Source organism: Neptuniibacter sp. QD37_11, assembly GCF_047778105.1.
Classification (GTDB): domain Bacteria; phylum Pseudomonadota; class Gammaproteobacteria; order Pseudomonadales; family Balneatricaceae; genus Neptuniibacter.
Genome location: NZ_CP180554.1, coordinates 384,224 through 393,608, shown reverse-complemented (window position 1 = coordinate 393,608; position 9,385 = coordinate 384,224). Strand labels below are relative to the sequence as shown.

At 43.6% G+C, this 9,385-nt stretch carries 13 protein-coding genes; 1 reads left to right on the top strand and 12 read right to left on the bottom strand.

What is annotated here, in order from left to right; translation table 11 throughout:
- Positions 1–48: 48 nt before the first annotated feature.
- A complete protein-coding gene (locus ACMXYT_RS19715) occupies positions 49–948 on the bottom strand; it encodes a hypothetical protein (protein ID WP_415913320.1) in 900 nt (299 codons plus the stop codon).
- Between the two features lie 183 nt (positions 949–1,131).
- Here ACMXYT_RS19715 and ACMXYT_RS19710 point away from each other — a divergent pair, with 183 nt between their 5' ends.
- Positions 1,132–1,566: a hypothetical protein gene (locus ACMXYT_RS19710; RefSeq protein ID WP_415913319.1), complete on the top strand. Its 435-nt coding sequence runs from the start codon at positions 1,132–1,134 to the stop codon at positions 1,564–1,566.
- A gap of 239 nt (positions 1,567–1,805) precedes the next feature.
- Here the strand turns inward: ACMXYT_RS19710 and ACMXYT_RS19705 are convergent, their stop codons facing one another.
- From ACMXYT_RS19705 to ACMXYT_RS19655, 11 genes are all read right to left on the bottom strand, one after another.
- The gene (locus tag ACMXYT_RS19705; protein ID WP_415913318.1) at positions 1,806–2,513 is read right to left on the bottom strand and encodes a hypothetical protein; all 708 of its coding nucleotides are present in this window, start codon (positions 2,511–2,513) and stop codon (positions 1,806–1,808) included.
- Between the two features lie 82 nt (positions 2,514–2,595).
- Entirely contained in the window at positions 2,596–3,165 is a 570-nt protein-coding gene (locus tag ACMXYT_RS19700; protein ID WP_415913317.1) for a hypothetical protein, read from the bottom strand.
- A gap of 9 nt (positions 3,166–3,174) precedes the next feature.
- Entirely contained in the window at positions 3,175–3,360 is a 186-nt protein-coding gene (locus ACMXYT_RS19695; protein ID WP_415913316.1) for a hypothetical protein, read from the bottom strand.
- 20 nt (positions 3,361–3,380) lie between these two features.
- A complete protein-coding gene (locus tag ACMXYT_RS19690) occupies positions 3,381–4,673 on the bottom strand; it encodes a hypothetical protein (protein ID WP_415913315.1) in 1,293 nt (430 codons plus the stop codon).
- Between the two features lie 31 nt (positions 4,674–4,704).
- Complete coding sequence (locus ACMXYT_RS19685) at positions 4,705–5,994, bottom strand: hypothetical protein (RefSeq protein ID WP_415913314.1); 1,290 nt, start codon at positions 5,992–5,994, stop codon at positions 4,705–4,707.
- A gap of 84 nt (positions 5,995–6,078) precedes the next feature.
- On the bottom strand, positions 6,079–6,246 hold the full coding sequence (locus ACMXYT_RS19680) for a hypothetical protein (RefSeq protein WP_415913313.1): 168 nt from the start codon (positions 6,244–6,246) through the stop codon (positions 6,079–6,081).
- Positions 6,233–6,892: a hypothetical protein gene (locus ACMXYT_RS19675; RefSeq protein WP_415913312.1), complete on the bottom strand. Its 660-nt coding sequence runs from the start codon at positions 6,890–6,892 to the stop codon at positions 6,233–6,235. Before ACMXYT_RS19675 ends, ACMXYT_RS19680 begins: the two co-directional genes overlap by 14 nt.
- A gap of 77 nt (positions 6,893–6,969) precedes the next feature.
- Complete coding sequence (locus ACMXYT_RS19670; protein WP_415913311.1) at positions 6,970–7,329, bottom strand: hypothetical protein; 360 nt, start codon at positions 7,327–7,329, stop codon at positions 6,970–6,972.
- A 50-nt stretch (positions 7,330–7,379) separates the two neighbouring features.
- Positions 7,380–8,348 (bottom strand): hypothetical protein, encoded by a 969-nt coding sequence (locus ACMXYT_RS19665; RefSeq protein ID WP_415913310.1) that lies wholly within the window; start codon positions 8,346–8,348, stop codon positions 7,380–7,382.
- Positions 8,348–9,094: an NADAR family protein gene (locus ACMXYT_RS19660; protein WP_415913309.1), complete on the bottom strand. Its 747-nt coding sequence runs from the start codon at positions 9,092–9,094 to the stop codon at positions 8,348–8,350. The genes ACMXYT_RS19665 and ACMXYT_RS19660 overlap by 1 nt, the downstream gene beginning before the upstream one ends.
- A gap of 16 nt (positions 9,095–9,110) precedes the next feature.
- On the bottom strand, positions 9,111–9,263 hold the full coding sequence (locus tag ACMXYT_RS19655) for a hypothetical protein (protein WP_415913308.1): 153 nt from the start codon (positions 9,261–9,263) through the stop codon (positions 9,111–9,113).
- Positions 9,264–9,385 lie beyond the last annotated feature (122 nt).

Here is a 9,385-nt window from a genome sequence, read left to right as displayed (position 1 = left end):
TGACACCTCGCACATTGGCATTTGCGGCACTTTTTAGGTCGCATACGATCACTCAGTCGCATTTGGTGATCCCTTAGGCTGCATCTCGGAGATGTGTTGGAATGTGGATGTATTGGTGGTTTCAAATACCCTCAGAGATTCATTGATGGACTCTATATACTCAAGGAGTGCTTTAGTGTCGCTAGTCTTGAATTTAAGCACTTGTACACCTGTCGCCCATGAATCCCACTTAACCTTTAAGTGATCTTCACTATCTGTGATAATGTGATAAGACCAGTGAGGATGTATTTTTTTAGGAGGGCAATACTGAATGTGATCTTCAAATGGTTGCTGTGTTAGTTGTAAATTAAGGATCTGAAGCAAATTATCCCGGTATTCCATTAGTGCTATTTGACTAATTCCCAAAGAGGATACATGGAGGTCATTAGTTAATTCTAGCATAGGGGTAACATTAAATTCTTCTGTTGGTTTATACAGAAGAGCATCAATTAAGTCAGCATCGTGAATTTCAACATCATCTATCCTTTTGAAGCTCCACACGATGCTGTCGAATGTATGGTAGAGCCACCAATCTATTTCAGATTCACATGCACTATATATCCACTCAGAAGCGCGAATTTTATTTTCATCGGATGTTTTGTCTAGATAATAGAACCAATTCCTAATCAAGTAGGCCCTTGCGAGTAGGTTGCCCGCATCGGCTGCTTTTAGTAGCAGTTTTTCTACTTTCTTTTTGATGGGATTGCTTGGGTAATTATTGCTAAGGGCAATCGCCTTCATCGTCTGGTAGGTCGGGTTCCTTTTCTCCGATTTCTTAAAGCGATCCAATTCAATGAGTAATGCGGCCCAATCCCTGTTCTTGTGAAAATAATTCCGGTACCAATTGACTAGTTTAACGAAGCTATCAAATTTAGGGATTGTTAAATAACAAGTATGGGAAGTGGGCATAGGTTAATCTCATTTGTGTTTTAATATAATGTAAATTAATTTAGGTCGGCGTTCAATGGGATTGTTGTGTCGCTAAGAGATTTGATCATTATTATTGATATAATGATAAGTGTTGAGATTTTGTTGCTTTCCTATTGAATACTATGCCAAACTCCAAAAACAGGGAATTAAGGGAGATGCAAAATGACTGACCAGACCATTAGCTTAAAACATCGCAGAGAAATTACGGCTCTTGAGCTTGTTGAAGGTGGCTTTACCATTGATGAAGGAAAGTTATTCCTGTCGTTGGCTGCAAAAGGTGAAGAAGATGAGCAGCTTCTGAGCTTTGCGGTTTCAGGTGGTCCCGAACTCACGCAGGGCAAGGCAACGGAGTTCAGTGCGATTAGCAATCCTATCAATAGCATTGCCGGAGCCCATGTGGCAGCAAGTTTTGAGGCAGAGGATGTACTTGCCAAGCTTTCGATTGAATGGCCTGAGGAGAATCAGATCATTGTTGATCTGAAACTTCAGTGTGTTGATGTAGCTGAGGAAGGTAAGAGCGTTAAGAAGTACGATATAGCAGGAAAGGTCACATTAGATCAGGTCGATCGAAAGGAAATCTGGCTCCCTTCCTGCTAACGAGAAGGGCTTAGCCCTTCTCATCTTCAAGCCAACCTAAATCAATCAAGTGCTTGTATTTGCTAACAACTTCAAGAAATTCAGCCTTGATGCCACTACCATCCCGCGAGCCAGAACATCCTCCTGAACCATGCTGTATATGTCCTTTGCGGACGCATTGAGTGCGCTTTTGTATTTGAGAGCTCTGTTTCACAGGCTGCAAGCGCAGTCTGTGATTTTTGGTGTGACATATTTGCTTCTTAGCTTAGCGTGAGATTATTATCGCTTTCAGGTTCTTTGCCATACGCATAAGCCCCTTTTTCTGTGCCCGATATTGTTTCATCTACCCAATTAGTAAGGGTTAGGTTCTCTGCAATATCATCCACGGTAGGTCCAACGTAATCTTCATCGTTCGAAAGAAGGTGTTGACGGACAGCGCTAGTCTGCAATTCAAGCTCATTCATCATACGTCGGCAAGCTCCTTTAATTGCCCTCATGAATTTGGTTCTTGGTGCTATTGGATCGAAAGGTAAGTTGCTTTCCAGCCCTTTAATACTTTCAATAGCGTCCTCTAGCGTATTGTGCAGTTCAATGCATTGTTGATCAAATGAGATTGAAGCAAGATTCGGGAAGCAGGCCTGAGGATTCGCGGAACCGATACCATCCCTCGCTTTAGAGATTAGCTCTGTGCTATCAATCAGTACAAATGGGTCTTGTGTGTGGATGCGCCCCAAAAGATAAATAGCGCGATTCAACTCACCAATCGCGTGCTTGTAGGCTGAGTTTAAAGATTCTGGCTTTTGGTCACAAATGTAAAGGGGGGTAATAGGGTTTCCTAAACTGTCATCCTGTAGCACTAGGAGCTCAATATCTTCAGGCGTCTTAATGTGATTGGACTCATCAGCAACAAGGTATTTCGTAGAGCCATAAGCTAGGTGGTTGTTTTCGTCTTGATAGAGCATGTACATGGGCTTGTCTCCTGCAATATTTTATTAAATTATAATGAAAATAAATAATAAATAATACTGTTATTGATTAATCCCGCTTATGCTACCTGCTTAGATATTCTTGCACGACATTGAGTAGCGAAGAGTGTCGAGGATGTTTTGCGGCCGCATTCCATGGCTTTTCTATCATTGCCACTTGGTTAACGATACCGGTTTCTAAAGCATCTGTCAGATGGCTTGGAGAGTCGTCAACCATTAGCTCGAATTGGGGTGCTATATGCTTATAGGCTTCCGACTTGGGCTGTTGGTACCCAGTAACCCTCAGTCGATCGAAATAAAAGCCTTTACGCTCTAAATAGGCCTCTGTTGCGCTCTCAGCGTTCGGATGCCATCTGCGCGCCGTGACAATATTTACTTCCCCACCAGCCTCACGGATCAAATGGGTGGCTTCTACAGCACCTTCAAGCGGGTTAGCGGTTTCAATTGCTTTTGCGTCAACGAGAGCCTCCATTAGGTAGGGTTTTTCAAATCCCGGATACATAGTTAAGAAATCATAGGTATAGAAGTCCTCGGGCTTGTGCTCTTGTCCACAAAGAGGATTAAGAATACGGTGAACCTTGTCGATCATATCGACACTGACATCATCCAAATCAAAAATAAATTGAGGTTTCATAGCGCCTCCTTAATCAACCCACTTAACACGAAGTACGAAGCCCACATTCTCTTTTCCCTTCCGGTCCGTATAGTCAACCAGCGTTAAAGTGGCCTGATGGCCTGCGCGGTCAGTAAAGGGCGTTTCGTATGTACGCAATACTGTATTCCCTTCTCGGAAGGGTACGGGTTTCATTGTCGTGGTTTGCGGCTTCACAGTTCGTTCCTTAATGTTAGTTATGCAGATTTGTCACAGTAATAAGCATTTAATTCGATGTTTATAGAGCCAAGTCGTTCACATGCATTGATCAGTGGTAAGAGACTGTTCATAGCACGAGGCTTTAAGCGCCTTGCTGCCTTAAACTCTTTCAGTAGTGGGGCTAGAATCTGTTCACTTAAGAAAGTGCGTACGATGTCGTTACTGCTACCTACACATTCCAATAAATCTACCCATTGGCTTACGCGCACTGAGGATTTTAAAAGGTGGTTGCGGGGTAATCGGACCTCGATGACCTTTTTAGGATCAGATTTGATAGCATTTTTTGCTAATTCCAAGTAGCCCGGCATGGTCGATTCAAGGCGCTCAAACACTTCAGGTGCTTGAGTTAGAACGTCCGGCATAAGGGTTAGTGGGATAGCTTCGATATCTATCGAGGATAGCCTTTCGGACCCAGCTACGATCTCGGACTTCACCATCTCAGGGGTAATGAACTCACTAGGCATGCGCAAAATATTGGATGGGCGTAATGCATAAAACTCAGTACAAATTTCCTGAGTAATTTCCTCTTCGGGGATATATCTCACATTCTTGTCTTTGTAAGCCTTCTCCCTTTTAAGTTGTTTGCGCTGTTCTGCATTAATGATGCTTGGCTTAGTGACAGCGAAAGCATCTGGATGCATTTCTATTAATTTATCCATGAACCCGGGGTCACCCCTGTGGCGTCGTGGGATATCCTTGATGGAGGCTTCACCTCTCGATATGTATTCCGACCAGTACTCAGCGCTTTTGACACATGGGGATAGTACCTTCAAGTAAGGTAGGGCAGATTCCTCTGCGCGGCGTTCTACCGCATTCTGAAATACATCTGGGCTAATTGTTTTACGGTAACCACCATCTATGTAGACCTCACGGATCATATCGATAGTAACGGTTCCGGGTTTAAGTTCGCTCAATAAGTCACGGTTTCGTCTTAGAAAAGCGACTTTTATTTCTTTATTGATATCTTCTGGAGGAATTTCATTAATCAGCTTGTTGATGTGACCTTCACTCAGGTGCTGCAGAAGCGTTTTTAGTACCTGACGATTGAGTTTTTTACTGCCTTCTTTAAGTGTTTTACTGAATGTTGAGGCCGCTAGTAATTCGCGCTCTTCTTTTCGAAAGAAGTTAACAATAGGTGCTGACATTAAATAGAGCTCGTTTATCAAGTGCGAGTCCCTATTTTCTACTGGGGTTTCCCTGTAGATTCTCTGAGCTTCTATATACGCATCATGCTCATTAGAGTTTGTTTTTGGGGTTGCTACAAATGTCATCACTTATACCTTTTATTATTATGTTTATTGTTCATGCACTCATGTCGCAGTAATATGCATTCAAGTCGAGATTTGTCGCGCCTAGCCGCTCACATTCGATTAGAAGAGGCTGGATTGCTTTGAGTGCTCGTGGTTTGAGGCGTCGTGCGGCCTTAAACTCCTTTAGGAGAGGATTTAGAATCTGCGCGCAAAGAAAGTCAGATACTGTTTCGTTGGTAATCTCAATGCTTTCAAGTAGCTTGAGCCAATGTTGTACTCGCTCCTCTGATTTCAATAAATGATTGCGAGGGATCTTAACTTCCAGCAGCTGCGATGCATCATCTTTAACAGCCTGCAGTGCGAGTGATAGGTAATCTGGCGTACTGCCTTCCAGCTTGCTGAAAATCGTGGGGTCTGCTTGAAGAATCTCTGGTATTAGACTTAATGGAAACGCCTCAACATCAATGAACTTAAGTCGTTGAGGGGAGGTCTCGATCTCGCACTTGATCATGGCCGGAGTTATGTACCTGATGGGCATTTTGAGGATGTTTGCTTGTTCAAGTACGTAAAATTCATTGCAAACCGTTTGTAAAATATCTCTACTGGGGACTTTCCCGAGGTCCTTATCAGTTATCAGCTTAAGCCACTTCTTCGCTTTCCGCTCTTCGGGGGTCTGTTTGATTCGGTTTATCTTTTCTGCAATGCCGGGATGATCTTCTTCCAGTTTATTCATGAACTCCGGTGTCGAACGGAATCGTTTAGGGATATTCAATCCTTGAACATTGCCTAGAGTGATTTCTCTCGACCAATATTCTGCACTTTTTGCACTGGGGCTAACTAAGTGGAGGTACCCAGCGATAGTCTTCTCTTTTCTACGAGCAATAGCGGTTTCAAACGTTTTAATATCGATCGTTTTGCGAGAAGTGTTGTCTATATACACTCCCTTAACCACATCAGCTGTAATAGTGTTGGGCTTAAATCGCTCTAGAAGGCTAGGTTTTCTCAACAAGAGTGCTTTGATGATTCGCGTATCACTAATACCGGGTGGGAGGTCGTCTATGATCTCTTCGATACGGTCATCATTAAACTTGTAGCAAAGGTTGATAAAAGCATGCTTTTCAAGCTTCTTCGCTTTCTGTAGGGATGTGAAAAGCGTGGTATTTGTAATTTGCTCACGTTCTGCTTGGCTGTATAGATTGATGACCGCAGCAGACATTAAATATAGAGCGTTAAGCAGTTCTGCATTGCGTCCAAGATCACCTGCTTCAAGGTATGATTTTTGAGCGTCACAGTATGCTTGATAATGGGGTGAGTTTTCTTTAGGAGCTAATGTAAAAGACATATGTGAGCCTCAATTCTTCTTATTAGATTATTATCTCTCTATTACTATAATGATATTTAAATAAGTGGCAATAGATGTCGTGCGTTATCGCTCTTTTAATGGTTCGCTTTGATAACAAAAAGTACGGTCTTTATCTTGTTGAGTAAGCTTCATCCGTTTTTTTCTTTCTTGAAGCGCCTTATTGAGGCGCTTCAGATCCAGCGGCAATCCTTCTGAAAAACCACCCTTTCTTTCAGATTTAATACTCTTCATGGCGGCGGTACCCAACAGGTTCACAGAATATGTCGCAGTACGGAGCCTCATACGGGTTGTAGTCCCACACGATTTTCCCGCAAGTAGGGCAATTGTGACGCGTTTTGCCACTGCTAGGCCGAGGTTTTCGCGGTGCCCGATACCGGATGCCAGCTGAAGTCATCATTTTCCGACGGTTAACGTTTTTGAATTGAAGTGTAGGGCGGCATATTCGATCTAAATAGCTTTTAGAAAGGATTCGGACATTCTCTCTGCCTGCATGCTCCTCAAGCTCTGATGCTTGATATACGCGTGCATCGCTGTATTTCACTGTAGAGCCGTCTTCAATACCCTCGAAGAATATATCATTGCCGTCATAATCATTGATTCTACGTTGAATAACAAAGCCCATGGAGTAATCCTGAGTTTCATCATTCAGTAGCTGCATATCAACTCGAATCGTGGCAAGCTCATCTACTTGTTTCTTACTCAGGGGGATGAAATCTCCCTGATCAGACGCATGCCTTTGAGCGCCATCAAAGTCGAATACTTCAGCATCACTCAGATCGGTAGTGTATCCACAACCACCTTTTCGCCAAAATTGGCAAGATGAGCCTACATTGCTGCGAGTGTCTCGTAAGTAAAATTCATTTTCCTTTTGAGGCATTTTCTTATCCATATAAAAGGGGCCTTAAGGCCCCATTAAATTATCACTATAATAAATCAATATGTGTGTTTGTACAATCAGATCTTCTCGAGATAGGTTTTTAGTTCGCACCAAGCGTTTTGAAACTCAATAGGTCCATCAGTGGTTTGCATGCCCTTGAAGGCTTCGCGAAGTAGCGTTTGAGCCTCGGCGAGCTCTTGCTTTGTGCTTTCCAACTGATTGAAGAGGCTGAGAACAGGTTCTTCATTATCAGGTGTAGGGATCTCAGGTCCCCATTCCCAACCACGTGGCAGCTCGGTGACAGGCGTAGCATGTGGTCCCATTTGAAACGTTGCGGGCCAGCTATTCTGCTTGGGTTCGACTTTAACGGGTTCAAATTTTTCGTTTTTACCCTTTTTAAGGAAGTACCAGCCGCCATTATCATCGGGCACCATCATTTCATTAACTTTTTTTTCAATCCCATAGTATATCCCTCGAATTGTGCTGGTTATGCTGGATAGAGCGCGGTTAATTTGTTGATATAGGCCTCATCTACTTCAATATCATGTCGAGCAAGAATTGGAATTGCTTTTAGGCGATGCTGATTTTTAAAGTGCAACATGGAGGCCTCATGTATGTCTTTTGAATCCTTAACTTCTCTTAGGTGTGACTCTATTGTCAGAAGCACGGGATTTAAGCTTTTGATCGCTTTTTCGACATCAGATGAAGCTGAGCTGAGTGCACTGAGAGCGAACACGCTCCCGACAAAATCCATAATCCCGCCAAATGCAAAATCCATGGTTAGGTCGATAAGTTCAGTGGAGAATGTTTCGGTGAAGTGGGCTGCTACTCGCGCATGCTCTACGGCCTCCTTATTGAACTTACTCATCAGTTCACTGGCGCTTTTAACATCGCTTGAGGCAGAGCTATTGGACATGGTCGACATCATAGAGATGCCTTTGTTGCTTGTTGCCATATCCAGCACTTCCATAGTCTGCGCGCTGGAGAGACTACTCTTGGCGGTTTCTAGTGCAGATCTTGCCTCTTTGCCTGCGTTGTAGACTGAAAGAATGGAATGGTAGAGGTCTAGGAGTTTACGGTGCTCAGATTCATAGCCGCCGATCGCATCTTCAACTTCGGGATCTCTTAGCATGCAGTAGCGACCAACATTAAGTACGACTTGTTTGTAGTGCTCTACTTTGCGCTGCTCTTCACGCTGTATTTCATTGCTGTGAGCTTGCAGACCTTCATTGAGTGTATTCGTGCGAATCAAAAATGGGATGCCCATCAGGATTTTCATAAGAAAGTTGCGGGCATTAAAGGTGGTCTCTCGATCCAGCAGTTCAGCACGGATGTTGGCCTGACCGAGGAGGTGCCTCGCAATTTTCTCCTCACATGTAGCAATGCCACGTTTGTAGTCAATAACGTGCCGAGCCACTGCGTGAGGTTCGTTGTCGTACGAATCAGCTGCACTCATTACTTTTGCTCCATTACTTTATCTGCATCATTTAGTGATTGGTTCAATTCACCGAGGAGTGCACGGATTTTTGATTCATTTTTGAAGTGCACATCGCCGTCTAGTTCTTCATTGAGCGCATCCATAAGAGAATGGCTTAAGCGCATGGATTTATTGGCTTTAACAGCATATTTGTTCCACAGTTGCATAGTCTTCTTAGGAACTTTTATGCCTGATTTACCCTCAGCTTGATTGCGGAGGTAGTCCTCGATAAAGCTAGGATTGCTCAATTCAACTTGTGAAGTTTGAACACAATCGCCACTGAGCTGGGCGCGTAATTGCATCAACAGAATGCCCAGTAGGTTGATACCATCTTTGTCAGGTCCCCAGCCCCATAAACCATCGTTCTTTGATGCCTCAATGATTTCTGCAGTGCCAGTGGCCAGAAGTGCGATACGCAGTTCTTCATGCTGCGTGAATTTAGCCATGACAGCCTTTTGCATCACGCGTATGCGTCGTTCAAGGGTCCATGACTCAGGTGCAGGGACGGACCATGCTAGCTCTTTCGCCGCTTTAGCATCCGGGCAGCGACGAATGGCCTCTGCCATAGGCAGGCCCTCAAAACGCATCGCCTGATAGTAGTGCTCAGTGCTAGGCCAGATCAGGCCATCAACTCTAATCTCAGCCATAAAGAAGTTTGATAGGAATCCATTGGCGCGCTGGTGGCTCCAGAACTTTACTTGTCTATCTTCAATATTTAGTGCCATGCAGGTCATAGGTATCTCACTTCAAAAGGTGGCCAACAATCAGGATGAGAACGCAGAGAAGAAAGATGGCGGCGAAACCAATAGCCGTTCGCTGCCAAGTAAACTCAAAGTTCTCTTCACAAAATTTGTCGATCGCATCCCAATCGATATTTCCGCGCTCATCAAGCATGGCTACACCTGTAATGTTTAATTTTATTTAATATATTATAAGGAATATTAATGAAATGGCAAGAGCATGTCAATTCACCCTGATTTTACGTATCTAGAGGTGAAGTATTCTAGTGTTAATGG

What these genes read in the sequence shown, in the direction of transcription:
- ACMXYT_RS19715 (WP_415913320.1), bottom strand. Translation starts at nt 948, where the DNA reads ATGCCCACTTCCCATACTTGTTATTTAACAATCCCTAAATTTGATAGC.
- ACMXYT_RS19665 (WP_415913310.1), bottom strand. Translation starts at nt 8,348, where the DNA reads ATGAGTGCAGCTGATTCGTACGACAACGAACCTCACGCAGTGGCTCGG.
- ACMXYT_RS19660 (WP_415913309.1), bottom strand. Translation starts at nt 9,094, where the DNA reads ATGGCACTAAATATTGAAGATAGACAAGTAAAGTTCTGGAGCCACCAG.
- ACMXYT_RS19680 (WP_415913313.1), bottom strand. Translation starts at nt 6,246, where the DNA reads ATGAAGAGTATTAAATCTGAAAGAAAGGGTGGTTTTTCAGAAGGATTG.
- ACMXYT_RS19710 (WP_415913319.1), top strand. Translation starts at nt 1,132, where the DNA reads ATGACTGACCAGACCATTAGCTTAAAACATCGCAGAGAAATTACGGCT.
- ACMXYT_RS19685 (WP_415913314.1), bottom strand. Translation starts at nt 5,994, where the DNA reads ATGTCTTTTACATTAGCTCCTAAAGAAAACTCACCCCATTATCAAGCA.
- ACMXYT_RS19700 (WP_415913317.1), bottom strand. Translation starts at nt 3,165, where the DNA reads ATGAAACCTCAATTTATTTTTGATTTGGATGATGTCAGTGTCGATATG.
- ACMXYT_RS19670 (WP_415913311.1), bottom strand. Translation starts at nt 7,329, where the DNA reads ATGATGGTGCCCGATGATAATGGCGGCTGGTACTTCCTTAAAAAGGGT.
- ACMXYT_RS19675 (WP_415913312.1), bottom strand. Translation starts at nt 6,892, where the DNA reads ATGCCTCAAAAGGAAAATGAATTTTACTTACGAGACACTCGCAGCAAT.
- ACMXYT_RS19655 (WP_415913308.1), bottom strand. Translation starts at nt 9,263, where the DNA reads ATGCTTGATGAGCGCGGAAATATCGATTGGGATGCGATCGACAAATTT.
- ACMXYT_RS19690 (WP_415913315.1), bottom strand. Translation starts at nt 4,673, where the DNA reads ATGACATTTGTAGCAACCCCAAAAACAAACTCTAATGAGCATGATGCG.
- ACMXYT_RS19705 (WP_415913318.1), bottom strand. Translation starts at nt 2,513, where the DNA reads ATGTACATGCTCTATCAAGACGAAAACAACCACCTAGCTTATGGCTCT.